General features: G+C 46.1%; 27 protein-coding genes. 12 read left to right on the top strand and 15 right to left on the bottom strand.

Going from position 1 to position 24,853, the window contains the following annotated elements; genetic code table 11:
* Window positions 1-86: 86 nt before the first annotated feature.
* Window positions 87-353, bottom strand: a complete 267-nt coding sequence (locus tag FTU86_RS11160; RefSeq protein WP_005181098.1) for a metal/formaldehyde-sensitive transcriptional repressor — start codon at window positions 351-353, stop codon at window positions 87-89.
* Window positions 354-407: 54 nt separating this feature from the next.
* Between FTU86_RS11160 and dmeF the strand changes: the two genes are divergently transcribed.
* Window positions 408-1,427 carry a CDF family Co(II)/Ni(II) efflux transporter DmeF gene (gene dmeF, locus FTU86_RS11155; RefSeq protein WP_180048507.1) on the top strand — a complete coding sequence of 340 codons (1,020 nt, stop codon included), beginning with the start codon at window positions 408-410 and terminating at the stop codon, window positions 1,425-1,427.
* A 90-nt stretch (window positions 1,428-1,517) separates the two neighbouring features.
* The gene (locus tag FTU86_RS11150; protein ID WP_177155158.1) at window positions 1,518-2,219 is read left to right on the top strand and encodes a DsbC family protein; all 702 of its coding nucleotides are present in this window, start codon (window positions 1,518-1,520) and stop codon (window positions 2,217-2,219) included.
* 72 nt (window positions 2,220-2,291) lie between these two features.
* Here FTU86_RS11150 and FTU86_RS11145 read toward each other — a convergent pair whose 3' ends face one another.
* The 5 genes from FTU86_RS11145 to FTU86_RS11125 all read right to left on the bottom strand — a co-directional run bounded on the left by FTU86_RS11145 (window position 2,292) and on the right by FTU86_RS11125 (window position 6,004).
* On the bottom strand, window positions 2,292-2,552 hold the full coding sequence (locus tag FTU86_RS11145; protein WP_005181091.1) for a GlsB/YeaQ/YmgE family stress response membrane protein: 261 nt from the start codon (window positions 2,550-2,552) through the stop codon (window positions 2,292-2,294).
* A 166-nt stretch (window positions 2,553-2,718) separates the two neighbouring features.
* On the bottom strand, window positions 2,719-3,246 hold the full coding sequence (hpt, locus tag FTU86_RS11140) for a hypoxanthine phosphoribosyltransferase (protein WP_005181088.1): 528 nt from the start codon (window positions 3,244-3,246) through the stop codon (window positions 2,719-2,721).
* A gap of 70 nt (window positions 3,247-3,316) precedes the next feature.
* Window positions 3,317-3,472: a hypothetical protein gene (locus FTU86_RS11135; protein ID WP_005181085.1), complete on the bottom strand. Its 156-nt coding sequence runs from the start codon at window positions 3,470-3,472 to the stop codon at window positions 3,317-3,319.
* Window positions 3,459-4,775: a guanine deaminase gene (gene guaD, locus FTU86_RS11130; RefSeq protein ID WP_180048508.1), complete on the bottom strand. Its 1,317-nt coding sequence runs from the start codon at window positions 4,773-4,775 to the stop codon at window positions 3,459-3,461. The genes FTU86_RS11135 and guaD overlap by 14 nt, the downstream gene beginning before the upstream one ends.
* Window positions 4,776-5,038: 263 nt before the next feature.
* Entirely contained in the window at window positions 5,039-6,004 is a 966-nt protein-coding gene (locus FTU86_RS11125) for a TerC family protein (RefSeq protein WP_180048509.1), read from the bottom strand.
* Window positions 6,005-6,529: 525 nt separating this feature from the next.
* Between FTU86_RS11125 and FTU86_RS11120 the strand changes: the two genes are divergently transcribed.
* Entirely contained in the window at window positions 6,530-6,862 is a 333-nt protein-coding gene (locus FTU86_RS11120) for a GNAT family N-acetyltransferase (protein WP_373684802.1), read from the top strand.
* A 38-nt stretch (window positions 6,863-6,900) separates the two neighbouring features.
* Window positions 6,901-7,182, top strand: a complete 282-nt coding sequence (locus FTU86_RS11115) for a GNAT family N-acetyltransferase (protein WP_016659776.1) — start codon at window positions 6,901-6,903, stop codon at window positions 7,180-7,182.
* Between the two features lie 95 nt (window positions 7,183-7,277).
* Here FTU86_RS11115 and FTU86_RS11110 read toward each other — a convergent pair whose 3' ends face one another.
* Together FTU86_RS11110 and mpl are read right to left on the bottom strand one after the other, a co-directional pair.
* Window positions 7,278-8,363 carry a zinc-dependent alcohol dehydrogenase family protein gene (locus tag FTU86_RS11110; protein WP_005181074.1) on the bottom strand — a complete coding sequence of 362 codons (1,086 nt, stop codon included), beginning with the start codon at window positions 8,361-8,363 and terminating at the stop codon, window positions 7,278-7,280.
* Between the two features lie 249 nt (window positions 8,364-8,612).
* Complete coding sequence (mpl, locus tag FTU86_RS11105) at window positions 8,613-9,980, bottom strand: UDP-N-acetylmuramate:L-alanyl-gamma-D-glutamyl-meso-diaminopimelate ligase (RefSeq protein ID WP_168395946.1); 1,368 nt, start codon at window positions 9,978-9,980, stop codon at window positions 8,613-8,615.
* A 254-nt stretch (window positions 9,981-10,234) separates the two neighbouring features.
* On the opposite strand from mpl, the gene FTU86_RS11100 reads away from it, so the two are divergent.
* On the top strand, window positions 10,235-10,573 hold the full coding sequence (locus FTU86_RS11100; protein WP_005181069.1) for a DMT family protein: 339 nt from the start codon (window positions 10,235-10,237) through the stop codon (window positions 10,571-10,573).
* Window positions 10,574-10,575: 2 nt separating this feature from the next.
* Here the strand turns inward: FTU86_RS11100 and FTU86_RS11095 are convergent, their stop codons facing one another.
* Complete coding sequence (locus FTU86_RS11095; protein ID WP_168395947.1) at window positions 10,576-11,856, bottom strand: DUF2254 domain-containing protein; 1,281 nt, start codon at window positions 11,854-11,856, stop codon at window positions 10,576-10,578.
* A 288-nt stretch (window positions 11,857-12,144) separates the two neighbouring features.
* Here FTU86_RS11095 and purE point away from each other — a divergent pair, with 288 nt between their 5' ends.
* From purE to FTU86_RS11075, 4 genes are all read left to right on the top strand, one after another.
* Window positions 12,145-12,657 (top strand): 5-(carboxyamino)imidazole ribonucleotide mutase, encoded by a 513-nt coding sequence (purE, locus tag FTU86_RS11090; RefSeq protein WP_005181065.1) that lies wholly within the window; start codon window positions 12,145-12,147, stop codon window positions 12,655-12,657.
* Between the two features lie 15 nt (window positions 12,658-12,672).
* The gene (locus FTU86_RS11085) at window positions 12,673-13,794 is read left to right on the top strand and encodes a 5-(carboxyamino)imidazole ribonucleotide synthase (RefSeq protein WP_104484542.1); all 1,122 of its coding nucleotides are present in this window, start codon (window positions 12,673-12,675) and stop codon (window positions 13,792-13,794) included.
* A gap of 14 nt (window positions 13,795-13,808) precedes the next feature.
* Entirely contained in the window at window positions 13,809-14,075 is a 267-nt protein-coding gene (locus FTU86_RS11080) for a hypothetical protein (protein WP_168384701.1), read from the top strand.
* 458 nt (window positions 14,076-14,533) lie between these two features.
* The gene (locus tag FTU86_RS11075; RefSeq protein WP_168395948.1) at window positions 14,534-15,817 is read left to right on the top strand and encodes a lytic murein transglycosylase; all 1,284 of its coding nucleotides are present in this window, start codon (window positions 14,534-14,536) and stop codon (window positions 15,815-15,817) included.
* Window positions 15,818-15,859: 42 nt separating this feature from the next.
* Here FTU86_RS11075 and FTU86_RS11070 read toward each other — a convergent pair whose 3' ends face one another.
* From FTU86_RS11070 to grpE, 4 genes are all read right to left on the bottom strand, one after another.
* On the bottom strand, window positions 15,860-16,249 hold the full coding sequence (locus FTU86_RS11070) for a hypothetical protein (RefSeq protein ID WP_162182855.1): 390 nt from the start codon (window positions 16,247-16,249) through the stop codon (window positions 15,860-15,862).
* A 120-nt stretch (window positions 16,250-16,369) separates the two neighbouring features.
* Window positions 16,370-17,281, bottom strand: a complete 912-nt coding sequence (locus tag FTU86_RS11065; protein WP_180048513.1) for a matrixin family metalloprotease — start codon at window positions 17,279-17,281, stop codon at window positions 16,370-16,372.
* 231 nt (window positions 17,282-17,512) lie between these two features.
* Complete coding sequence (gene dnaK / locus FTU86_RS11060; RefSeq protein ID WP_005181052.1) at window positions 17,513-19,453, bottom strand: molecular chaperone DnaK; 1,941 nt, start codon at window positions 19,451-19,453, stop codon at window positions 17,513-17,515.
* Window positions 19,454-19,572: 119 nt separating this feature from the next.
* The gene (gene grpE / locus FTU86_RS11055) at window positions 19,573-20,121 is read right to left on the bottom strand and encodes a nucleotide exchange factor GrpE (protein WP_005181051.1); all 549 of its coding nucleotides are present in this window, start codon (window positions 20,119-20,121) and stop codon (window positions 19,573-19,575) included.
* Between the two features lie 830 nt (window positions 20,122-20,951).
* On the opposite strand from grpE, the gene FTU86_RS11050 reads away from it, so the two are divergent.
* Window positions 20,952-21,203, top strand: a complete 252-nt coding sequence (locus FTU86_RS11050) for a hypothetical protein (RefSeq protein WP_087662369.1) — start codon at window positions 20,952-20,954, stop codon at window positions 21,201-21,203.
* 243 nt (window positions 21,204-21,446) lie between these two features.
* Here the strand turns inward: FTU86_RS11050 and FTU86_RS11045 are convergent, their stop codons facing one another.
* A complete protein-coding gene (locus FTU86_RS11045; protein WP_180048510.1) occupies window positions 21,447-21,872 on the bottom strand; it encodes a hypothetical protein in 426 nt (141 codons plus the stop codon).
* A 202-nt stretch (window positions 21,873-22,074) separates the two neighbouring features.
* Between FTU86_RS11045 and FTU86_RS11040 the strand changes: the two genes are divergently transcribed.
* Window positions 22,075-23,151: an alpha/beta hydrolase gene (locus FTU86_RS11040; protein WP_168395950.1), complete on the top strand. Its 1,077-nt coding sequence runs from the start codon at window positions 22,075-22,077 to the stop codon at window positions 23,149-23,151.
* Window positions 23,152-23,161: 10 nt separating this feature from the next.
* On the opposite strand, the gene FTU86_RS11035 is transcribed toward FTU86_RS11040, so the two are convergent.
* Window positions 23,162-23,872, bottom strand: coding sequence for an acetoacetate decarboxylase family protein (locus FTU86_RS11035; RefSeq protein WP_168400221.1), 711 nt, complete (start codon window positions 23,870-23,872; stop codon window positions 23,162-23,164).
* 97 nt (window positions 23,873-23,969) lie between these two features.
* Here FTU86_RS11035 and FTU86_RS11030 point away from each other — a divergent pair, with 97 nt between their 5' ends.
* Window positions 23,970-24,542 (top strand): peptidylprolyl isomerase, encoded by a 573-nt coding sequence (locus FTU86_RS11030; protein ID WP_016659793.1) that lies wholly within the window; start codon window positions 23,970-23,972, stop codon window positions 24,540-24,542.
* Window positions 24,543-24,853: the final 311 nt, after the last annotated feature.

The raw sequence follows: 24,853 nt of genomic DNA, 5'->3' as shown, positions 1-24,853 counted from the left end.
CAGCTTTTTGGCTCAGGTATCATGATATGAGAAAAGATCGTTTCAGTGTAAAGGCAGGAATTTTGTGGGTCAATCGAAAGATGGGCTTAGGTATAGCGTTTTAACAATTTTAAAAATTCATCCAGTTCGACTTCATTGACCTCGACCTCATCGCCAATGACATGATGGCGCAAATGCGATTCAATCAGCTCATTCATCAGCCCGTTAACCGCGCCTTTAATCGCAGCCACCTGCTGTAATACTTCGATACAGCTTTTTTCCGGATCATGGATGGACTGTTCCACCGCACTGATCTGACCTTGTAAACGCTTGATGCGATTTAAAACTTTTTTATCTGTATGTAAATGGCCCACACTTCACCTTAATTTCAAATATACTATAGGGGAGTATATTGGACGATTCTCCCCATGCAAAATCATGTTTCTCACCGTACCCATCACCATCAGTTTGATGAAGGCAATCCACTGGCCCAGAAGCGTATATTATATGCTGCGATATTAACCGGTGTCATGATGCTTTTAGAGATTATTGGCGGCTGGATTTTTAACTCGATGGCACTTCTGGCCGATGGCTGGCATATGAGCTCGCATATGCTGGCTTTGGGGCTGGCCTATGTGGCTTATCGGGCGGCGCGTCATTATGCCCAGGATGCCCGTTTTAGCTTTGGTACCTGGAAAATTGAGATTCTGGCCGGTTATAGTAGTGCGATTTTATTGCTGGTAGTGGCCGGTTTTATGGCGTTTCATTCGGTAGAACGCTTATTTTTCCCGGTTAATATTCATTATAACGAAGCCATTCCCATTGCGATTTTAGGCCTATTGGTCAACTTGATTTGTGCCTGGTTACTGCATGATGATGGTCACCATCACCATCACCATCACCATCACCATCACCATCACCATCACCATCACCATCACCATGAGTCGGGGCATGGACATGCGCATGCACATACAGCTGGAGCACATGATTTAAACCAGAAAGCTGCGTTTATGCATGTGGTGGCCGATGCTGTGACCTCCATTTTTGCCATTGTGGCCTTAATTGCCGGCAAGTTCTGGGGCTGGGATTTTCTTGATGCGGTACTGGGTATTGTGGGTTCGATTCTGGTGGCGCGCTGGGCCTGGGGCCTGATTCAGGAAACTGGACGCACCTTGCTGGATGCCGAAATGGATCATCCGGTGGTGGAAGAAATTCGCGAGGTGATTGCCGAGCTGCCAGGAATGGTCAATATCACCGATCTGCATGTCTGGAAAGTCGGTCGTGACAAGTTTTCCTGTATTCTGGCCGTAGAAACTGAAGATGAATTAAATGCCGATCAAATCCGCACGGCCCTGTCAGTGCATGAGGAAATTGTGCATGTCTCAATTGAAATTAACTCGATTCAACCGGTTTATGTTCCACGTGAAACGTCGTTGTCGATGCTGTAGTGATTCGGTAAATTTCTCTGATAAAAGTGGAATCTTTGTCCCGATTTAAGATTAGAATCGGGCAAGGATTGATAAAGACAAGATTTCACTATGTTTAAACATGCATTCTTGCTGGCCGCGCTCGCGATGAGCTCAACGCTGGCACTGGCCAATGTCGACACCGTCAAAGCCAATTTAAAGCAGCAGCATCCAAACCTGGATATCCAGAATATTCAGGCCACTGAAATGCGCGGGATTTATAGCGGTTCAATGCAGGGTCAGGTGGTCTATCTGAATGAAGATGCCAAGCATATTCTGGCCGGTTCCATGATCCGTTTAAGCGACCAGCAGAATTTGACCAAAGCGCTGCTGGTACAACAAAACAGCATCGACTGGAAAAAACTGCCGCTACAAGATGCTTTAAAAACGGTTCGAGGGACGGGTAAACGTCAGCTGGCCATCTTTTCTGACCCAAATTGCCCGTATTGCAAACAGCTGGAAGTAGAGCTGAAAAAACTCAATGATGTCACCATTTACACCTTTATTTTACCGTTAAAGGCACAATCGGTACGCCCTTCGCAGCAGGTGTATTGTGAAGCCAATCCGGCCCAGGCCTGGGAAGACCTGATTGCCAAAGGTCTTAGCCCGCGCACGAGCCAGTCCTGTGCCAATCCGATTCAGCGTAATCTGAAACTGGCGCAAAGCCTGAGATTAAACGGCACACCGGCCATTATTTTCTCGAATGGTTTTAAGGTGATGGGCGCCTACCCTGCTGCGCAGATCGAGCAGATTTTCAAGGAATTTGGACTCTAAGCTCAGATTGTTAAAAGTCAGATTTTAGACCATAAAAAAGCACCGGCGAATGAACGGTGCTTTTTTATTGATTTAAACGCGATGTGAGCGTTTGGAAATCATGTTATAGATAAACAGAATAATCAGCGCACCAATCACCGAGGCAATAAAGCCGGCAGCTGAGTTTTCATCATACAGACCGAGGAAGCGACCGCCGTAAGTGGCCAACAGTGAACCGGCGATCCCGAGTAAGGTGGTCATAATAAAGCCTGCTTTATCATCACCTGGATGGATGGCACGGGCAATAAGACCTGCAATAAAACCAATCACGATAGCCACAATAAGTGTCCACATCTCCTGTCTCCTTCTTGTTATGGTTTATCAAGTTGAGTTGTTGCTATTTGATTTATTTTTCAGGATTTTTGAGAGGACAAACAGTAGAGTCCTGCTACAGATTGTAGCTTTTTTGTCCGCTTTGTCGTAAAAAAAGTGGCTGAACGCCACTTTCTTTTGCGGTTGCTTACAGACCGATTTCACCAATAAACGGGATATGGCGATATTTCTGGTCATAGTCGAGGCCATAACCGACAATAAATTTGTCTTCTACTTCAAAGCCCAGGAATTTAACTTCCAGTTCAATTTCACGGCGTGACGGTTTGCTGACCAAGGTACACAGCTCAATCGAATTTGGTTCACGGGTTTGTAGAATTTCCAGTACTTTGCTCAGGGTATTGCCAGAGTCGATAATATCTTCTACCACCAGCACATCTTTGCCACGAATTTCGCCGTCGAGGTCTTTCAGGATTTTTACATCACGCGAAGACACAGTACTGCCGCCATAACTTGAAACGGTCATAAAGTCCAGTTCATGCGGTTTTTCAATGGTCCGGCATAAATCGGCCATAAACAGCACAGAACCGCGCAGTAAACCGATTAACACCAGCTCCTTGTCGCTATTGGCATAATGCGCATTAATCTGTTTACCAAGTTCTTGAACTTTCGCATGAATTTCTTCAGCAGAAATCAATACTTTCATATCAACGGTCATGGGTAGATCCCTAAAAGAGCAAAAAATAAAAAAGGTGTTGACCTGCAACACCCCAAAATATGCCTTAATTTTAATACATCTTGCGGTCAGATGCATCCTCTTTGCTGTCTAAAAAAACAGCATTTTTGACCGGGTGGTCTCTTTTCAGCAATAAGGCCAGACCAATCAGCGTGAGCGCCACCCGCCATTTCGGTTGCGCCCGGCGTATAGGTTTAGTCGCGGACATAGGCACATTGTCCATAAATATAGGTGGCCTGAATATTACGTTCATCGCCCATGGTCATGAGCGCAAACAGGCTGTCTTCCAGGCCTTTGCTGTGCTGCTGGCGCAGGGTCTGCAAGGCGGTGGCGTTTAAATCCAGCACAATAAAGTCCGCTTCTTTACCGATATTGAAATTGCCGAGCTTGTCATCCAGATCCAGTGCTTTGGCACCGCCTAAAGTGGCATGATACAGCGCTTCATAGGCCGACAGGTTTTGCTCAAGTAGCTGCTGGACTTTATAGGCTTCGCTAATGGTGCGCAGCTGGCTAAACGAGGTCCCTGCCCCGATGTCGGTACCCAGGCCCATTTTGATCTGTTTCTGCCAGGTCTGATGGATCGGGAACAGGCCACTGCCCAGGAACAGGTTGGAGGTCGGACAAAAGGCAATCGCGGAATCGGTCTGGTGCATACAGTCCCATTCCTGCTCTTCCAGATGCACACAATGTGCAAATACCGAACGTGAACCGGTCAACCCATAATGATGATAGACATCTAAATAGCCTTTTTGCTCCGGGAACAGGCTTTTGACCCAGGCAATTTCATTTTTGTTTTCACTTAAATGGGTATGTAAATACACATCCGGATATTCAGCTTTCAGCTGCTGCGCTTTTTCCAGTTGTGCCGGCGTTGAGGTCGGTGCAAAACGCGGGGTAATCGCATATAAATTACGGCCTTTTCCATGCCACTTTTCAATCAGTGCTTTAGATTCCTGATAGGCGCGTTCTGGCGTGTCACAGAGTTCCTCGGGTGCATGACGGTCCATCAGCACTTTACCAGCAATCAGGCGCATCTGGTGCTGTTCTGCGGCTTCAAAAAGGGCATCGACAGATTCAGGATGCACGGTACAGAACACCAGTGCCGTGGTGGTGCCATTTTTTAGCAGTTCCTGCACAAAAAATGCAGCAATCTTGTCAGCATAGCTTTTATCAGCAAACTGCATTTCGGTTGGAAAGGTATAGGTATTCAGCCATTCCAGCAGCTGGGTGCCATAGGCGCCAACCATTTCGGTTTGCGGGAAATGAATATGGGTATCAATGAAGCCGGGTATAATCAGCTGATCGGGATAATGCTGCACTGAAACACCGGCCGGAATATGCACCTGCCCCTCTTCCCAGGGACCAAACCAGTGAATTTTCCCGTGTTGGGTAATTAATAAACCATCTTCTACATAGCGCACTTGGTCGTGAATATCACGCGCTTGGGCAACTGTATTCTGAATATCGAGGAAGCGGCCGCGAATTGCCGTCGTTGCAATGACAGAAGACATGAAAAACCTGCACTTGTTTAATTTTTTCGGTTGATTGTAGCTGAAAAGCGCTGCCCTGTATGGAAAATCCAACATTCAGTCACAGACATTGGGTGTCATGCAAAACTGTTGCCAGTTTGGGTGAAATACAAGATGTCCACTGGGTCAACTCTAAAATATTCAGTTAAATCGAGTGCTTATACACTGATATTCAAGAGTAAGCCCTGAATATGGAAAATAAAAAAAGCCCGTATGCAACGGGCTTTTTGATCAATCAGGCCACTTTAGAGCGTGGTTTCATGATGCTTGCGACTGTGGCGAATCGACAGCCAGGCAGTAATTGCCAGCACAATCACAATAAAGCTTAGGGAAATCCAGATTGGCATATGGAACACATCCAGCATCAGCATCTTGAAGCCAATGAACACCAGAATAATTCCCAGCCCATACGGCAGATAATGCATTTTGGTGGCTGCACCGGCCAGCAGGAAGAACATGGCGCGTAAGCCTAAAATCGCCATCAGGTTGGCGGTCAAGACAATAAAGGGATCACTGGTCACAGCAAAAATCGCAGGAATTGAATCCACCGCAAAAATCACATCGGAGGCTTCAACCAGAATCAGCACTAGAAAGAGTGGCGTGGCCCAGAGTAAGCCCTCTTTACGTACAAAGAAGCGGCTGCCTTCCAGCTGCGGGGTAATCCGCATATGTTTGCGTAACCATTTCAGGATCGCCATATCTTCGATATTGCTGTCTTCATCGTCCTGTCCACGCAGGAATTTAAAGCCGGTATAGACCAGGAAGGCACCGAACAGATACAGAATCCAGGAGAATTCCTGCACAAACCAGGCGCCAATAAAAATAAAGATGGTACGCAGCACAATAGCGCCCAAAACGCCATACAGCAGGATTTTACGTTGTAACGCTGGGGGAATGGCAAAGGCAGCAAAAATCATCAGCCAGACAAAGACGTTATCAATGGCCAGTGATTTTTCCAGTAAATAACCGGCCAGATATTCCATCACCTTGGTATTGGCGACATCCAGTCCGGCGGTCTGTTTCAGATACAGCCATAGGCCACCACCAAACAGCATGGCCACGCTGACCCAGGCGATACTCCAGTAAGCGGCGGTACGCACCTGAACGGTCTGGCCTTCTTTTTGTTTAAAGCCCAGAAAGTCGATGGCGAGCATGGCCATAACAATCGCAAAAAAGGCCAGATACAGCCAGATATTGCCGATAGATTCCATACAATCTCCACATCCGACAATTGGCCATAAAAAAACCTTGACCCGTTGCCAGATGAAATAAAAACATCCATAACAACGTGATCAAGGTCTTGCCTACATTGCCCTGCCTGATGCAGATTCAATGCTCAGATACCGACTTTTTGCAAAGTGTAATGACGATAGTCTGACACGTTAAAACCAGTGAGTTTCATCTGGGTTTTAACGCTTGGAGGAGGCTACTCCCCTTGTTCAACAATTCTGTGTTGGGGGAATGCCCCAAAGTCGACAGAGAATTGCATATTTTTAAGTAAAGTGCAATTAGGCTTATTTAAACGGATCGCGAGATTTTTCCTTATAGATTGAAATTCCGAGATAAATGGCTAAACCCACCAACAACAAAATAATGATGAAAAAAAGATCCATAGTTAAAAATATTGAAGTGTGTTAATCATGTAATTAATTGTATCCATATTTTAGCTAAAAACCTAGTCATGTTTCACAGATCATAAAAAATGTGAGTCACACTTTTCTTTTCTGTCTTTTTCTGTGAATAAAGCGGATACTGACTATTCCAAATGGGAGGATATGATAAAAATGATGGTGCAACACGAAAACAATGACAGCAAAGGGTTTTTTTTTGTTGAAGCCAATGGCGAGCGTCTGGCAGAGATGACCTATTCACGCGCCGGCGAAGATAAAATTATTATTGACCATACCACGGTCAGTGAACAGTTACGTGGTCAGGGCGTGGGACGTCACTTAGTTGAAGCTGCGGTCAATTATGCCCGCGAACAGCAGATCAAGATTGTACCACTCTGCCCTTATGCCAAAGCGGCTTTTGAAAAAGACCCATCTATTCAGGATGTACTTCAACCCTAATTCATCAGGTGACACATAAACTTTAAGGCAGGACAGCAATGGATATTCAACATCAAGAGGCAAAACGTGGCGGCGCATTTTTTATTGAACGGGATGGACAGCGGATTGCTGAAATCACCTATCAATGGCAAGACACGCATAAAATTGTCGCCGACCATACCTGGGTAGATGATTCATTGCGTGGCCAAGGCATTGCTCGTCAATTACTGGATGTACTGGTCGAGTTTGCCCGGGAAAAACAGCTCAAGATTGTACCGGTCTGTTCTTATGTTGAAGTCATGTTTCGACGTGAGCCCAGCCTGGCTGATGTCGCCGCTTAAATCTGGCACTTGAACCTGCAGCTGACTTTGTAATGCCAGCTGAAATATAAAAACCACGAGCATGGACTCGTGGTTTTTGATTGCCGATAAAGACCTTAGCTGTAATCAATGATCACTTTCAGGGCTTTTTCATCTGAAGCGTGTTTAAATACCTCATAAGCCTTTTCAAACTGGTCAAATGTAAAATGATGGGTGGCCAGACGTTCCATCGGCAGTTTGCCGGCACAGCAGCTTTTGAGCAGCATGCCGGTGGTATTGGCATTGACCAGACCGGTGGTAATGGTCAGGTTTTTAATCCACAGTTTATTTAACTCAAAATTCACCGATTTACCGTGTACCCCGACGTTGGCCAGATGACCGCCCTCTTTGACGATATGCTGGCAAATATTCCAGGTGGCTTCTACCCCCACGGCTTCCATGGCGCAATCGACCCCGCGGCCATCGGTAATTTCCAGAATACGCTGAATGGCATCTTCTTTGGCCGAGTTAATGGTGTGGGTCGCGCCAAGTTCCTTGGCCATGGCCAGCCGGTTATCATCCATATCTACCGCAATAATTTGCGCCGGTGAATAGAATTGTGCAGTCAGCAGACAGCCCATCCCAATCGGGCCGGTACCAATAATGGCAATGGTATCGCCGGGTTTGACATTGCCATATTGCACGCCAATTTCATGCGAAGTCGGCAACACATCTGATAAAAATACCGCGACCTCTTCATTCAGTCCTTCTGGCAGCGGATACAGCGAGGTATCAGCAAATGGGGTGCGTACATATTCGGCATGGGTGCCGTCAATCATATAACCCATGATCCAGCCGCCTTCATTGCGACAGTGCGCATAGAGCTGTTTCTGGCAGTTTTCACAGGTACCGCAGCGGCTGACGCAGGAAATAATCACCCGGTCGCCCGGTTTGAAATTTTTGACTGCCGTACCGACCTCTTCAACAATCCCGATGCCTTCATGGCCGAGAATACGGCCATCAAACTGGCCGGTTTTTTCGATTGCGGTGCTTTCAATTTCCGGGTTTTTGCCTTTCCAGATACCAAGGTCGGTACCGCAAATCGTTGACTTGGTCACGCGGATGATGGCATCGGTGGGTTGCAGAATCTGGGGACGTGGACGCTGTTCAAAACGGATATCATTGGCGCCATGATAAACCATGGCTTGCATTGTCTGGGACATGGTGGTCATCCTCTTGTTGTGCTTATTGTGGGACAGCCTGCGCCTTTTCACCTCATCAGGAACCGTTATAGCACAGGATGTGATCGTTCTAACTTAACAGGAGTTGATGACAAGTTCATCTCTAAAAAACCGTTTTTATTCATATATTTGTATATTTATTTTAATCTATTGAATTGTATGACAATAAAACAGGGCTGCAGTATTCTAACTACAGCCCCGTTGAATGATGTTTCAGGTCAATAAACGTGCTTAAGCCGATTTTAATGCGCTTAATAATTTCTGGTGCAGACCACCAAAACCGCCATTAGACATGATCACCACCGCATCGCCCTCGCCTGCTTCCTGGCTGACGGTATGAATAATGTCATCCAGCGTCCGGGCAATTTTGGCCTTGTTTGGTGCCGCAGCCACCACCGGTTGTAAATCCCAGTCCAGTCCTTCCGGTTGATACCAGATTACTTCATCGGCCAGACGCGCTGAATGTGCCAGTCCATCTTTATGGCTGCCCATACGCATGGTATTGGAACGAGGCTCAATAATCGCCCACAGTTTACGTTCACCTAAACGTTTGCGCGCGCCTTCCAGGGTGGTGTCAATTGCCGTCGGATGATGGGCAAAGTCATCATAGACCTCAATGCCGCGTACGGTATCGAGCAGTTCCATACGGCGTTTTACCCCGCCGAAATTGGACAAGGCCGCACAGGCCGTTTCAATCGATACACCAACATGCGCCGCCGCGGCAATGGTTGCCAGGGCATTGGCCACTGAATGCTGGCCGGTCATGTTCCAGCAGACTTCGCCCTGAACCACACCATCTTGCAGCACTTTAAAATGTGAGCCATCGGCCTGTAACTGCTCGGCAGATAGCGCGGCCTGGGCATGTGCAGTCAGTGAGGTGCGGACCACCGGTGTCCAGCAGCCCATTTCCAGCACTTCATCAATATGGGTTTCGGTAACCGGTGCAATAATGCAGCCTTCACTTGGAATGGTACGCACCAGATGATGGAACTGTTTTTGAATCGCCGCCAGATCATCAAAGATATCGGCATGGTCAAATTCAAGGTTATTTAAAATGGCAGTTTTCGGATGGTAATGCACGAACTTGGAGCGCTTGTCGAAGAAAGCAGAATCGTATTCATCGGCTTCGACACAGAAGTATTTGCCACCACCTAAACGCGCGCTTTCTTTAAAGCCAAGCGGAACGCCGCCAATCAAAAAGCCCGGTTCCAGACCGGCCTGATCCAGCACCCAGGCCAGCATGGTGGTGGTGGTGGTTTTACCATGGGTGCCGGCCACGCCCAGAACATGCTTGCCTTGCAGCACATGATCGGCCAGGAATTGTGGACCTGAAACATATGGTAGACCGGCATTGAGCATATATTCCACCGCATCAATACCACGTTTCATGGCATTACCGACAATCACCAAGTCCGGATGCGGCTGTAAATGGCTGTGGTCATAGCCCTGCATTAAGGTAATGCCTGCATTTTCCAGTTGGGTCGACATCGGCGGATAAACATTTTGGTCGGAACCGGTCACGGTATGACCCAGGTCACGCGCCAACAAGGCCAGAGAGCCCATAAAAGTGCCACAAATACCCAAAATATGCAGATGCATCCGCTGTTACTCCACTGCGTGTAGGACCGTACCATTCTTGTTGATGGCCTGGTCATGATGTATTGAATTGTCAGCAACGATAGCAAGGCTGTTTCGGAAAAGATAGTCATTCTTGTAGGGATTCGTTGACTGGAATCCGAAAAAATCAGGCATTTTCCAGGTGGATGCTGACCGTGAAAAAAATCCGCATAGCCACACTGCTTTTTGGGCCTGAAACCGTACAATAGGCTGACGTTTTCTGGATGCTGCCGCCTATGTCCTTCCCTTTACTGCTGTTAATTATTTCCAACTGTTTTATGACTTTGGCCTGGTATGGACATCTGAAATTTTTGCATGGCGCGCCGCTGTGGCAGGCCATTTTGTTTGGCTGGATGATTGCCCTGCTCGAATACGCCTTTATGATTCCGGCCACGCGCTTACTGGCCCAGCATGGCTGGTCACTTGGGCAAATGAAAATTACCCAGGAAGTGGTGACCCTGCTGGTCTTTGTGCCGTTTATGCTGTATCTGTTCAAGCAGCCGTTTAAACTGGATTATCTCTGGGCTGGTCTGTGCCTACTCGGTTGTGTTTACTTCGTTTTTCGCAGTAGCTAAAGTTATTCCGGTTGTGGCAGATGTGGAAAAAGTGCGGCGAAATCTGCTTGAATCAGCGCCCGTTCTGGTGCGAAATCAAAGTGATGTAAACAGCGTTGTAGCACCTGCATCGCCATCTGCGTGGCCGCCTGTCTGAGTTCCGGTTCCGGCACATTCTGCGCAATCATCGACAGGCATTTCAGCAGGCGCTGATTTAACTCCAGATTCTGGGCACAATCGCGGGCCAGCGGCATAAAGCTGCCATAAATCAGGTCTTGCAGATCAAAGCACTCAATACTGAGATGCGGATAATCACAGCGCGTCGCCTCCGGGTCCGGGCGACTGTCAATCAGAATCCGGGTCAGCGCATTCAGCGCGCTAATGCCAGAACCGACATCATTAATTGCACTCGACATGGCTTTTTGCCCGACCTCACTCATCACCAGCAGACAAAAACGCGGATCCTGTAGAAAACTGCGATTGGTTTCAATAATCAGATGCTGCAGAATCTGATTGTGGATCTGCTGTTGCTGTTCTTCGGACAGCGCCTGCGGGCTATAGACTTCGACCAGCGCAGTCATCGGATCTAAAAATTTTCCCGGCATAGATGGCAGATGTAAATGCAGTTGCTGCTGCGCGGCAATCTGCTCCAGTCCGGCCAGATCGACATGGTTAAAATAACCGGTTGTGCTGCTATAGACGCAAAAGCTGGGCGCAAAGGCAGGCTTATGCCCTGTTGCCCCCAAATCCGGTTGATGCCGGAACTGGCCCAAGGCCTTTTTGGCTGCAGTTTCAATCTTGTCGATGGTGGTGGTTAAATTGCCGAGTTTGGACAGGGTTTGTACCCAGTGAATCAGGGTATAAATCAGGTACATCAGCACCAGAATGGTACTGATAAATAGCACAAAACGTCCGGATGGACCGTAGTACTCCAGCCCCAGGGCAATTTTGGCAATCACTGCATAAATAAAAGCGGAAATAAAACTGGAAATGGCCAGCCGGGTGTTGTCATCGCTCATCATCAAGCTATAGGCACGTGGTGTGCCGCTGCTTGAAGCCGAAGCAAAAGCTGCCACCATAATCGACAATGAGAAGGTCGTCACTGCCAGCATGCTGGATGCAATAATATCCAGCAAGCTGCCCAAGGTGTCGATGCTGATATTCGGTACCGTACTGGCCGGAATAAAATACTGGCTGGCGATGGCAAATAATGAAAAAAATGTCGCAAAGATGGCACCCAGCGCCGGCATCAGCCATAAGTTTTCTGAAGGGTTTTGTAGCCAGATTTTAAGTTTGAACCACATGGAAACTGCCCTGAAAATATCTTTAATCTAATCTTAAGTTATTCATTACAAAAAGCTTTATCTTGATAGTTATAGCGTTTTTTTCACCGCTGTATGTCCTCTTTTTGTATTTTTGGCCTATTGCCATCATTGTATTTTCTTCAGTTTTACAAACAGATAATTTTAATCTTTATTCTTGCGCCGAACTTTAGCCAGCCGGTTTTTCAGTCTATAATACGGAGCTTATTCATTAAAGCTTGGCTCTCGTCGAGATTTATCTTTTTTCACTTAGTCTCTGGAACATTAGCAATGAATGCGGCCGCAGCACAAGACGCTCCTCTCGTTGGAATTATTATGGGTTCTCAATCTGATTGGGCAACTCTCGAACACACTGCCAATATGCTCAAGCAGCTTGGTGTCCCATTTGAAGCGGAAGTGGTTTCTGCGCACCGTACCCCAGACCGTTTATTCGAATATGCCGAAACTGCGCGTGATCGTGGTATTCAGGTGATTATTGCCGGTGCGGGTGGCGCTGCCCATTTACCGGGCATGTGCGCAGCCAAGACTGATCTTCCAGTGCTGGGTGTGCCGGTCAAATCTTCTATTTTAAATGGTGTCGATTCACTGCTGTCGATTGTACAAATGCCGGCCGGAATTGCGGTGGGTACCTTGGCAATTGGTCCGGCCGGTGCCACCAATGCTGCCATTATGGCTGCCCAGATTCTGGGTTTAACGCGTCCAGAGATTGCGAAAAATGTCGCTGATTTCCGTGCAGCGCAAACCGATAAAGTGGCCAGCAACAATATTCCGGGTCAGGCGTAATACGGGACATTCCTTATGAATAAAACCATTGGTATTTTTGGTGGTGGGCAGCTTGGTCGTATGATGGCGCAAGCCGCGTTACCACTCAATATTCAATGTACTTTCTTTGAAGCCAGTGCAGATTGCCCTTCTGCGGCTTTAGGTACGGTCTATTCAAACGCAGCTGAACACGGTTTGCAGGATTTTATCCAGAGTGCAGATGTATTTAGCCTGGAATTTGAAAATACCCCGCTGGCTGATGTCGATGTCTTGACCCAAAGTAAAGCGTTGCATCCGCCGCGTCAGGCGCTGGCGATTGCGCAAAACCGTTTGCAGGAAAAAGCCCTATTTGATGCGCTGCAGATTCCGGTGGCGCCGTATAAGGCGGTTGATTCGCTGGACAGTTTACAGGCGGCGGTGGCTGAATTAGGTCTGCCGATTGTACTGAAAACCGCGACTGGCGGTTATGATGGTAAAGGCCAGTTTGTGCTGCGTAGCGCCGATCAGATTGATCAGGCCTGGGCAGAACTTGGCCCTGCCGGCTCACTGATTGCAGAAAGTTTTGTCACCTTCTCGCGTGAAGTATCAATTATTGCGGTACGTGGCCAAAATGGCGATGTCAAAACCTGGCCATTGGCTGAAAACCATCACCATCACGGGATTTTATCGCACTCGATTGTACCGGCACCGAACAGCACTGACTTGCAACCGGTGGCGCAAGACTACATCACGCGCCTGCTGAATCATCTGAACTATGTTGGTGTGTTGACACTGGAGCTGTTTGTGACTGAAAAAGGCCTGTATGCCAATGAAATGGCGCCACGCGTGCATAATTCAGGGCACTGGTCGATTGAAGGTGCGGTCTGTTCACAGTTTGAAAACCATGTCCGTGCAGTGGCTGGTTTGCCGCTCGGTTCGACTGAGGTGGTACGCCCGACAGTGATGGTGAATATTATTGGTCAGCATCCAAAGTCGGAAGATGTGTTGGCGTTAAATGGTGCACATCTGCATTTGTACAATAAAACCGAACGCGAAGGTCGTAAAATTGGGCATATTACCTTAATGCCAAACGACAGCCGTGAACTGACGTCACTGTGCCGTCAGCTGGCGAAAATTCTGCCAAATCCGCTGGCCTTGAGTGAAGATATGAGCATTTAACTGCAGATTCGTTTATGAAAACAGCGGTCCCTCAGCGGGCCGCTTTTTTTATGCCAGAAATTCGGGCAAGATTGCGCTCTTTTTTCGCCAGCCGCCATTGGTCGGCTGGTTCAACAACAGGCTTGATTGCTTCAGTCCAGATCTTTTATAACTATAAATGGCTAAAAAACAAACATAAATACAGAGCATCTGAAAAATTAAAAATGAATTCAAACGCAGATTTTATTTTGAATTTAAATCTGAACATGCAGTTTGAATTTAAAATATCCGCTGAACTTTAAATTCAAAAATATGAATTCAAATCCGGTTGTAGTTTTAAATTTAAAAATTTGAATTTAAAACCTGCGAAATAAATTCAAAAACTGCAATTTAAATTTAAAAAGTACAGATTTACGGTCCGGTGGATGGGTTTTGTGGATAAGTTTTTCTGAAATAAATTTAAAAATGATGATTTAAATTTAAAACCAGCGCTGTTTTGCAGGTGTGGATAACTTTACTGGTTGAAGTCTGAAAAAATGAATTTAAAAGAATGAATTTAAATTTAAAAAATAAGAAAACCTAGATTTGAATTTAAAAATACTCAAGATTAGATCTGTGGATAAAATTTTTTAAATTCAAAACTGAAATATGAATTTAAAATGAAGCAAAATAAATTTAAATTTACGTTTTTACCCTGTCATTTTATGGCTCAGCTGTTATGGTAAAACCAGTTTTAAATTCAAATGACATAAGGGATAGTATGCATCGCTTTGCTTTTGTTTTCGGATCTTTGGCATTGGCTGCATCTCAGCTACATGCAGAACTGATTATTAACGGTCAGCCGGTCACCACCACGGCGCCGGTGCCAAGCACCATCCAGCCTCAAAATAATTTCCAGGCCTGTCTGGCCAATTTACGCGGTCAGGCCATGGCCAAGGGCGTCAGTGGCAGTACTTATGACCGCTATACCCAAAATTTAACGCCAGATTATTCCGTGATTGAACGCCTGAATTATCAGCCGGAATTTTCGACGCCAATCTGGGATTATCTTTCCGGTCTGGTCGATGAAGAACGCGTACAACTGGGCCAGCAAAAACTGGCCGAGCACCGTGAGGTGCTGAACCGGATTGCAGCAGCTTATGGGGTACCGCCAGAAACCGTGGTCGCGGTGTGGGGCGTAGAAAGTAATTTTGGTGATATTTCTGGCCGTTATCCGTTATTGCAGGCTTTAGGTACTTTAAGCTGCGAAGGCCGTCGTCAGAGTTATTTCCGCGGCGAATTCTTTGCCGCGATGCGTATTTTACAACGCGGTGATGTGCGTGAAGATCAGCTCAGAGGCTCATGGGCCGGGGCATTTGGTCATACCCAGTTTATGCCATCGACCTATGAAGAACTGGCAGTGGATTTTGATGGTGATGGCCGCCGTGATCTGGTCTCAAGCACCACTGATGCCTTGGCATCAACCGCCAATTTCCTGAAAAAACGTGGCTGGCAAAGCGGACAACCGTGGGGCTTTGAAGTGAAATTGCCCGCAGGCATGTCGGTCAGTGGAGAAGGGCGCCGCAATAAAAAATCCTTAAGCAGCTGGGTCAATCGTGGGCTAGTACGAGCCGATGGCAGTGCCTTGATTCAGGGCAATCTTTCAGGCAGCAGTCAGGCCGGTTTGCTGACACCGGCAGGCGGCAATGGCCCGGCTTTCCTGGTGTTTAAAAACTTTGATGCCATTTACAGTTATAACGCCGCGGAAAGTTATGCCTTGGCCATTGCGCATTTATCCGACCGTTTACAGGGCAAAGGCCCGTTTGTGACGGCATGGCCTACCGATGATCCGGGCACTTCACGCGCAGAACGTCGTGAAATCCAGCAGTTTTTATTAAATCGCGGTCATGATATTGGTGCGGTAGATGGCCTGATTGGTGATAAAACCCGTCAGGCGATTCGTCAGGAACAGATCCGCCTGGGCTTAAGTCCCACCGGGCGTGCCGGACAGCAGGTGTTACGCGCTTTTCGTAATGAAAATGCCAAACTGATGATGCTGCAATAAATAAATATGCAATAAAAAGGGCGCCTTATGGCGCCCTGATGTTTATTCAATATCTGAAGTATCAATCTTCACGGCTTCTAAAATATCAAAAATGACCGTGGTTACATCCTGACTCAAATCACGGTTGTTAAACACCTCATAGGCCGTAATGGTGACATCGGTGTCGCTTGGCAGCAGTTTTTGTTCTTCTTCAATCAGGTGATTAACCGGCAACAGGGTCTGTTTGATTTCTAAATGCAGGATATCTTCAAACTCGACATTTTCTTCTTCGAGTTCAATCATCTGCTCATTAAAATACGGCAATAGAATAGAGTAGAGATACGGTTGAATATCGACGATATCAAACAGTTCAATATCACGCGTTTGTTCAATCGTGCTGATGTGGTCATTTACTTCAATCAAAATATGGTAGTAACTCACATTAATCTCCACAAACATTCCTGTTGAAATTGCGGCTTTCACAATAACATGAAATAGCCAGAGAGGGCAGTGCTGTTGGCGATAAAGCCCCGGTTTTCTAGATTAACTTGTAATGAAAAGCATCAAATGTATTTAACGCTGCTGCAAAAGCGCCAAATCGGCGGCAGTTAGTTGAAAATGAGCCAGATTTTGCTCTTGCATGAGAGGATGCATCAGGGCATGTGGATCATGGGTATGCCCCAATCCCAAGGCGTGACCGAATTCATGTGCCAAGGTTAAACGCAGGTCGGCGACTGACTGAAACTCATAGATGAGAATAGTTTTGCCATCAAAACTGCCTTTATCAAATAAACGCGGCTGAAAGCGCTGGTTAAATTGCTGCACCGAAGCATCAATTGACTGATTCAGCTGGTTGAGGGCATCGATCTGTTGGTTCAAGCCTGCAATACGCACATTAAACTGTTGAATTTCAGCCTGTAAACTGGCGGTTTGCTGTTCGAGTTGCTGACGCTGCAGGTTTAAAGAGCTGCGCTGTATGGCTGATGCACCGCCTTGCTGGTTCAGCTGCTGCACCTGCTGGTTATAGGCATTCAGCTGTTGCTGTAACTGGGCATTTTTAAAAGCCAGCTGCTGGTTCAGTTGCTGAATCTGCTGTTTGACTGCCTGCACTTGGGCCTGCTGGCGTTCCCAGTGCTGCTGCTGTTGCTCAATCTGGCCCATCTGCAGGCGACGCTGTTCCGATTCATGTTGGCGTTCATCATAAATCAGGCGGATTGCCAGTCGCGCTTGTGGATCATAGACAAAATAGTCCTGACCAGTACCCTCTGTCCAGATTTGTGTGGCCTGTTGTGCCAGTTGCACTACTTCGGCATGGCTTAAACCAAAGCGCGGGTCCACTTCGGCAATCCGGTAACGCAGCCGGGTATCCAAAGGTGCCTGAATCCGGGTCAGCAGGCTGTTGTGCTGCAACTGCGGATGCTGCTGGTTCTGATACCACAGCATGGCGGCAAACAGCAGTAACACAATCAGGATTAAGAGACGCATCACGCAGATTGGGCTTCCTGTAGAGAGGGGATAATTAACTGCACATCCGCATCTGTGATTGACCGATTTTCTTTCCTTTATATAGCAGGAGAAAAGGATCAAAAGCAGAGTAGGCCAGATGGGGGTGCCTAACTACCTTAAAAAAGCTGCAGAGATGAAACAAGTCTTTTTGCTTTCAAACAGATATAAAAAACCGCGCTTACGCGCGGTCTTTTTGTTTAAAGTGACAAATTATTTTTTGTCATCTTTCACTTCAGTGAACTCAGCATCGACAACGCCATCGTCTGCTTTTTGCTGTTGACCTGCATCGCCACCGAAGGCATTCGGGTCAAAACCTTGCGCACCGCCTTGGCCTTGAGCTGCTTCATACGCACGCTGTGTAATTGGCATGATGATGTTTTGCAGCGCTTCAGTTTTCGCCTTGATCGCGTCAACATCATTTTCTTTGGTTGCTGCTTCAAGTTCTGAAACTGCTGTTTCTACCGCAGTTTTCTCATCAGCAGTCACTTGTTCGCCAAGATCTTTTACTGCTTTTTGAGCAGAAGAAACCAGGGCATCGGCTTCGTTACGTGCTTTTGCCAGTTCTTCAAACTTACGGTCTTCTTCAGCATTCGCTTCAGCGTCTTTGATCATCGCTTCGATTTCAGCATCAGACAAACCTGAGTTTGCTTTAATCTGGATCGATTGCTCTTTACCCGTGCTCTTGTCTTTCGCAGACACTTTCAAGATACCATCCGCGTTGATGTCGAACGATACTTCAATTTGTGGCACACCACGTGGCGCAGGTGGGATATCGCCCAACTGGAAGTTACCCAACAATTTGTTTTGTTGAGCCATTTTACGTTCACCCTGGTAAACCGAAATGTCTACTGCAGGCTGGTTGTCCGCAGCGGTAGAGAACACTTGCGATTTTTTCGCAGGAATCGTGGTGTTTTTCTCGATGATTGGCGTTAACACACCGCCCATGGTTTCAATACCCAGTGTCAGCGGTGTTACGTCAAGTAAAAGAACGTCGTTCTTGTCACCCGAAAGTACAGCACCTTGGATTGCAGCACCCATTGCCACAGCTTCGTCAGGGTTCACGTCTTTACGTGGCTCTTTACCGAAGAACTCTTGTACTTTTTGTTGTACAAGTGGCATACGAGACTGACCACCCACCAAAATCACGTCAGAGATGTCAGAAGTCGAAAGACCCGCATCTTTCAGTGCAATACGGCAAGGTTCGATGGTACGTGCAACTAGGTCTGCAACCAAACCTTCTAATTTCGCACGTGTTACGTTGATCACCAAGTGTTTAGGACCAGTCGCATCAGCCGTGATGTATGGCAGGTTGATTTCAGTTGCATTCGAAGAAGAAAGCTCGATTTTTGCTTTTTCAGCCGCTTCTTTCAAACGTTGTAACGCCAGTGGATCATTTTTCAGGTTGACATTTTGTTCTTTCTTGAACTCTTCAACCAGGTAATCGATCAATGCGTTATCGAAGTCTTCACCACCTAAGAAGGTATCACCGTTAGTCGACAATACTTCGATTTGCTGGTCGCCATCAAGATCCGCAATTTCAATGATGGATACGTCGAAAGTACCACCACCCAAGTCATAGACTGCAACTTTACGGTCGCCTTCTTTCTTGTCCATACCGAACGCTAACGCCGCAGCAGTAGGTTCGTTGATGATACGTTTAACGTCTAAACCAGCAATTTTACCGGCATCTTTAGTCGCTTGACGCTGTGCATCGTTGAAGTATGCAGGAACGGTTACAACTGCTTCAGTAACAGTTTCACCGAGGTAATCTTCCGCAGTTTTCTTCATTTTTTTCAGAACTTCTGCAGAGATTTGCTGTGGTGCTAATTTTTTGTCGTTAACTTCAACCCAAGCATCACCATTGTCTGCTTTGATGATTTTGTATGGCACCAGACCGATATCTTTTTGTACCGCTTGGTCTTCATAACGACGACCGATCAGACGTTTGATTGCGAACAATGTGTTTTTCGGGTTAGTTACTGCTTGACGTTTCGCAGACTGACCGACCAGGATTTCGCCATCTTTATACGCAATAATAGATGGAGTTGTACGCGCGCCTTCAGCGTTTTCAATTACTTTAACTTTATCGCCTTCAAGTACTGCAACACATGAGTTGGTTGTACCTAAGTCAATACCAATGATTTTAGCCATTTGGATGTTTCCTCAAAAATTTTATTGTGCTTTACACTTGTTATCCGATATGAGAGCCGTTCAATTTTTTTCAAGTTAAAAATATGAAAAAATTTCACCAACTCCCGAATTTATGAGGCTTAAGCGCCGACCATAACCATTGCAGGACGCAATAAACGGCCATTTAAGCTATAACCTTTTTGCAGTACGTTGCCAATTTCGTTGGCTTTGGCTGTTGGATCAATGCCCACCGCCTGATGTAAATCTGCATTGAAACCGTTCGCGGTATCTACCGCCACAATGCCGAATTTCTCTAAAGTCGTCAGCAGTGATTTCAGCGTCAGTTCCACCCCTTCAGACAGCGGGGTTTTTTCTTCGCCAGCTGCGGCAATAGCACGTTCCAGGTTATCTACGCTATCGAGCAGTTCTTTGGCAAATTTCTCCAGCACTGCTTCTTTATGCTTTTCAGATTCACGCTGAATACGCTCGACACTCTTTTGCGCTTCATACACTGCATTGGCGGTACGCGCTTTTTCAAGTTTTAAATCGCCTTCGAGCTGCGCAATCTGTTCTTGTAAAGACTCAACGGAAACGTCTGCCTGCTCGGTTTCAGCTTGAGTTTGGGTAGTATCTTGTTCTACTTGCTCTTGTTGCAGATCTTGAGCGTCTTGGTTGTGCTCGGTTGCCATTGATTTACTCCGTTTAAATGGGTTCTTAAACATGTACAGTCCTTCTGGCATCAGTATTGACTGGTTCATTCTGAACTGCCATGAGTGATGAATTTCGTAATTATTAAAGAAGTCGGGGCAGGGGATAAAAATTCAAGCGGTGCCAGTCATTAAATCTGCAGAAATTTGCTGAAAAAACATACATTCTTTTAATTTTTGATCTTTTTAGCAGGGAGGGTGCAGGAAGATACTACGAGGCTGAAACCCCAATTTATGGGAAAATGATTTTAATTTTAAGTCCGGATAAATTCTGTAGATGCTGTTGAGTTTTCTATACAAAATTTTTAAGTTGATTATTATTTATACATAAAAACGATCAGAATGAGTGAAAAATACTATTTTACAGGGCAAGGTCAACTTTGTATGATTGCACCCAGATTCTATCGCTGTAGTTTCTTTTGATATTTTCTTGAAATGTGTTTTCTGGCTTATCCGCCCTCTGGATAAGCCTTTTTTTTGCCCTCAAGATTTAAAAGTGCCGCATTTACACTGTTATCTTTTCGCAAAACTAGCCGTATGTTGTGTAGAGCACGCTGTTTTCTTCCTCTAAAATAATTCTGCACTTTCGTTCTTTTTTATTGCTGTAATCTATAACAAAAACAGCAGATTAATCCTGCTGATTCCTTCCATTGGCTGTAAAAATAGCTGCATCTTCATGTTTATAAAAAACTGCATAACTCGTACCGGTGGATATAAAAATTTAACTTTTTATCTGCCCAGCCAGTGCTGAAATTTTGAAAGTATAGCCAGCGCAAAGTTGGACTTTGTATTTTTCAATGAATGAGGATCGAATGATGAAAAAAATGGGTGTATTGGCTGTGGCCTTGTTTGCTGGACTGGCGGTGGTAGGTTGTAGCAGTCATGAAACGGCACAGGCACCAGAAGTGGCACAAAATCCGGAGCAACCTGAAACGGTACAGGTGACTACCATGCCGGTAGAAGCGGGGGCTGAAGTGGGCGTAGCCGCAGAAGTCACTGCCCCGGCCGCTGCTGCACCAGCAGGGCCGGAAGCACCGGCGGTTGAGGCACAGCCACAGCCCTAAATTCAACGCTGTCTATTTCAAATGAAACAGGACTATCAATTTAAATCAGGGAGGAAAATTTAACTTCTCAACAGGGAGATCAAACTAATAGGCCAGGGAAGGTCATGCTATTTTCACTATTATTATTGAAGGTCGTTATTTTTCTGTTACAGCGCTTTCAATCAAAGCACCTGGCAAAAATAAAAACCCGAAAGCCAGTTTTCGGGTTTTTAAACTGTGCATCGTACGCTGTCAAATACAGGATTAATCACGACGGTCACGTTGCCGTTTGCGATATTCTTCCATCCGTTTACGCTGTTCTTCGACCCGTTTTTTACGCTGCTCTTGCTGTTTGCGTTCGACTTGCTGGCGTTTACGGTTCAGTTCGGCGCGTCGTTCGCGTTCCCGTTGTAACTGCTGACGGCTTTGTTCGGCACGTTTACGTTCCAGTTCACGTTTTTGTCGATCCCACTGCGCTTCGCGTTGGCGTTGTTGCTGTAAGCGTTTTTGACGTTGTTCATATTCCCAACGCTGACGTTCTGTCATGCGGCGATAATCATAGTTACGGTCGTAATCCCGGTCATAACGGTGATCATAGCGGCCATTGTAGTGGCCATCTTCAGGGAACGCGACACAACCGACCGCTAAAAATACGGTCGCACAGGAAACCAAGACGAGTTTTCTAGACATGGTGAGCGTCCTTTTTCTATCCGGATTAGCAAAATCAATCCCTCTGTATCATCAAAATTGTCAATGACACCTTATAGAAATAAGATTAGCGTATATAAATTCTGAATATGTAGGTCGATGACTGGACTTCTATAACGAAATAGTCACTAAACTACTGATCATGTAGAAAATGTGAAGAATGAATAAAAAAGGAAGATGATAGATGAGTGCGTATCAACAGAAACTGCAAAAAATCATTGATAACAGTCAGGGTACGGTGGTGCGAACACTCGATCATTTACCGTGTGTGGCGCAGGAATCACTGGCGCGCGCCTTGGGCTATCCTTATCAGTATCCGCAACTTGATCCCCTCATTAAATGCATGATGGCGGCCCAAATCAAGCAGGGGCGTATCGGTTTTATTGGCGAAAATCCGGCGCAATCGCGTCAGGCTTTTGATACTCAGATGAAGGCGATCCGTAAACAGCCGACCTATGTCAAACGGGTCGAAGATTTACGTTTAAGCCTGCAAAGTGGCATCATTTCAGCCCGTTATTATCATCCTGCACCGCATAAAAAACTGCCGTTGATTGTGTTTTATCATGGTGGTGGTTTTGTGGTGGGCAATCTCGATACCCATGATGAAGTTTGCCGGCTATTAGCGCATGCCGCTCAGGCGCAGGTGGTCAGTGTCGATTATCCACTGACCCCCGAGGTTTCACCGACACAGCTGATTCAGTGCTGTGAAGATGCTTTGGCTTGGGTGTATCAGCATCGCCGTCAATTTAATATTCTGAAAAACCGTATTGCCGTGGCGGGTGACAGTGCTGGTGCCAATATTGCTACCGTGGTGTCACAGCGTAGTAAAAATACCGCCTATGCACCGCATGCCCAGTTACTGATTTATCCAGTGGTGGATTTTAAAAGCCGTCATCCGTCGTTCTTTGCCTATAAAGACGGTCTGGTGCTGACTGAGCAGGATATTGATTTCGTCACCGAGTATTATGCCTTACAGCACAATATGGCACTGGATGATGCCCTGATTTCACCGACTTACGGCAATTTAAGAAAACTACCGCCGACCTTTATTGTGACGGCCGGGCATGACGTGCTGCACGATGAAGCGGAAATTTATGCGCACAAGCTGCGTCAGCAAGGGGTCAAAGTTCAATATAAGGAATATACTGACCAGACCCATGGCTTTATTAATTTAACCCCGGTTTCGCGGCGTGCCAAAAAACTCACGCTCGAGCTGGGCAAGAATTTCAGAAAATTCTGGGATCGACCACGCTTCTTTTAAAAGGAGTGACTTAAAAAGGCCGACTCAGATTTTTTCTGGTTTCACGTGGAACAGCGGTTTTGGTTTTAATCTGCGCTTCGGGGAATAACAGATCAAACTCCGGCACATAAAAACTTTGTAATAGTCGGGCCTGGGAAAAATCAGGAAAAATATCCTGGGTATTTTGCCATTCCACCGTTTTGAGTTTAGATAAACGGCCGCGAAATTTCGGACTAAACTGGTAGCGCTGGCCTTGCCAGACCTGCTGAATGGATAAAAATGAAGCCGGAATATGGTGACTATTGATATAAAACGAGGTGCTGTTTTTCGGCCGCTCCAGACAAATTGACATCTCTTGCTGCTGATGGCGCACAATACAATAGGTGCGACCTTCTTTTTCCAGCCATTCAAATTCGGCCAGCTCTTTCGGAATGCCCCATAACTGCTGGCCATGCACTAAAGAAGCCTGGGTCGAGACATAAATCTTGGGAATGGTCGACAAGCGATGCTTATACAATAAAGGATGATCCATAATTAACAGTTCATCATACGGACCCACTGGCGAATCCTGATAACGGATCAGCATTACATTGACCATGCGTCCTAAAGGAGACGGAGCCAGCCGAAAACGTTTGGCTGTTTTCAGGAAAAAAGGATTCAGCCAATAATTCAAAATAAAAGCATCGCCGTGTAAGCGCCAAGGCGGATGCGCAAAAATCTGGTTCTGGATATTGTTATTCATCTTATTCTCAGGATTTGAAAGGAACAGCTAATGTTTTCTTCATACTGAACAATTAATATAAGTGAAGCAAAACATCAAACCACGGATTCGTAAAGAAATGTTAAAACGTAGCGTTCTTATGGCCGCCAGCCTTGCCCTTAGTGCCTCTGCATGGGCTGCCAATTCAATGATTGAAATGAAAACTTCCATGGGCAATATTGAAATTGAACTGTTTAACGACAAAGCGCCGTTGTCAGCAGCCAATTTTGAAAAATATGTCAGTAGCAGTTTTTATACCGGTACCATTTTCCATCGCGTCATTCCGGGCTTTATGATTCAGGGCGGCGGTATGGATGCAGCCATGGTGGAACGTCCAAATACCCGTCCACCGGTCAGAAATGAATCCTATAATGGCCTGAGCAATCAGCGTGGTACTTTGGCGATGGCACGAACCAATCATCCTGATTCAGCCAAAAGCCAGTTTTTTATTAATCTGGTCGATAACGACTTCCTGAATAAAAGTCCACGTAATGCTGGCTATGCTGTGTTTGGCCGTGTTACCAAGGGGATGGATGTGGTCGATAAAATTGCCAAAGTACCGACCCGCAATGTTGGTGTGCACCAGAATGTTCCGGCTCAACCGGTGAAAATCCTGAGTGTGAAGATAAAACCGGCAACGGCAAAAAATTAACGAAAATAAAAAGCAGAAATATAAATTAAATATTTCTGCTTTAAAATTAGAAGTTTATTTCAAAGATAGGGTAAAAATGCTCCATATTGGTGCGTAAAAAAGAAACACTCGATAAAACAAGATGCTAAAAGCACTTGCGTGTGTAAGAAATTGTCCTATAATGCACCCCATACCGACGAGATACACGGAAACGAACGAAGCACGAAGTGCTGAGTTGTTAAGTTTATTAAGTCCAGCTTCTGGCACTGACGAGGTGTTGGAAAGATCATTAAGAGATTATGAAGAACAACTTGTGTGGATTTTTACTGGTT

Source organism: Acinetobacter sp. YH12155 (assembly GCF_013418255.1).
GTDB classification, from domain to species: Bacteria; Pseudomonadota; Gammaproteobacteria; order Pseudomonadales; family Moraxellaceae; genus Acinetobacter; species Acinetobacter indicus.
Note: the sequence above shows the minus strand (reverse complement) of the source record. Positions and strands in the feature narration are given on the sequence as shown.

Coding starts and splice junctions, on each gene's coding strand:
- dmeF (WP_180048507.1), top strand. CDS start 408: ATGCAAAATCATGTTTCTCACCGTACCCATCACCATCAGTTTGATGAA.
- FTU86_RS11150 (WP_177155158.1), top strand. CDS start 1,518: ATGTTTAAACATGCATTCTTGCTGGCCGCGCTCGCGATGAGCTCAACG.
- FTU86_RS11145 (WP_005181091.1), bottom strand. CDS start 2,552: ATGTGGACACTTATTGTGGCTATCGTGATTGGTTTTATTGCAGGTCTT.
- hpt (WP_005181088.1), bottom strand. CDS start 3,246: ATGACCGTTGATATGAAAGTATTGATTTCTGCTGAAGAAATTCATGCG.
- FTU86_RS11135 (WP_005181085.1), bottom strand. CDS start 3,472: ATGTCCGCGACTAAACCTATACGCCGGGCGCAACCGAAATGGCGGGTG.
- guaD (WP_180048508.1), bottom strand. CDS start 4,775: ATGTCTTCTGTCATTGCAACGACGGCAATTCGCGGCCGCTTCCTCGAT.
- FTU86_RS11125 (WP_180048509.1), bottom strand. CDS start 6,004: ATGGAATCTATCGGCAATATCTGGCTGTATCTGGCCTTTTTTGCGATT.
- FTU86_RS11115 (WP_016659776.1), top strand. CDS start 6,901: ATGGATATTCAACATCAAGAGGCAAAACGTGGCGGCGCATTTTTTATT.
- FTU86_RS11110 (WP_005181074.1), bottom strand. CDS start 8,363: ATGTCCCAGACAATGCAAGCCATGGTTTATCATGGCGCCAATGATATC.
- mpl (WP_168395946.1), bottom strand. CDS start 9,980: ATGCATCTGCATATTTTGGGTATTTGTGGCACTTTTATGGGCTCTCTG.
- FTU86_RS11100 (WP_005181069.1), top strand. CDS start 10,235: ATGTCCTTCCCTTTACTGCTGTTAATTATTTCCAACTGTTTTATGACT.
- FTU86_RS11095 (WP_168395947.1), bottom strand. CDS start 11,856: ATGTGGTTCAAACTTAAAATCTGGCTACAAAACCCTTCAGAAAACTTA.
- purE (WP_005181065.1), top strand. CDS start 12,145: ATGAATGCGGCCGCAGCACAAGACGCTCCTCTCGTTGGAATTATTATG.
- FTU86_RS11085 (WP_104484542.1), top strand. CDS start 12,673: ATGAATAAAACCATTGGTATTTTTGGTGGTGGGCAGCTTGGTCGTATG.
- FTU86_RS11080 (WP_168384701.1), top strand. CDS start 13,809: ATGAAAACAGCGGTCCCTCAGCGGGCCGCTTTTTTTATGCCAGAAATT.
- FTU86_RS11075 (WP_168395948.1), top strand. CDS start 14,534: ATGCATCGCTTTGCTTTTGTTTTCGGATCTTTGGCATTGGCTGCATCT.
- FTU86_RS11065 (WP_180048513.1), bottom strand. CDS start 17,281: ATGCGTCTCTTAATCCTGATTGTGTTACTGCTGTTTGCCGCCATGCTG.
- dnaK (WP_005181052.1), bottom strand. CDS start 19,453: ATGGCTAAAATCATTGGTATTGACTTAGGTACAACCAACTCATGTGTT.
- grpE (WP_005181051.1), bottom strand. CDS start 20,121: ATGGCAACCGAGCACAACCAAGACGCTCAAGATCTGCAACAAGAGCAA.
- FTU86_RS11050 (WP_087662369.1), top strand. CDS start 20,952: ATGATGAAAAAAATGGGTGTATTGGCTGTGGCCTTGTTTGCTGGACTG.
- FTU86_RS11045 (WP_180048510.1), bottom strand. CDS start 21,872: ATGTCTAGAAAACTCGTCTTGGTTTCCTGTGCGACCGTATTTTTAGCG.
- FTU86_RS11040 (WP_168395950.1), top strand. CDS start 22,075: ATGAGTGCGTATCAACAGAAACTGCAAAAAATCATTGATAACAGTCAG.
- FTU86_RS11035 (WP_168400221.1), bottom strand. CDS start 23,872: ATGAATAACAATATCCAGAACCAGATTTTTGCGCATCCGCCTTGGCGC.
- FTU86_RS11030 (WP_016659793.1), top strand. CDS start 23,970: ATGTTAAAACGTAGCGTTCTTATGGCCGCCAGCCTTGCCCTTAGTGCC.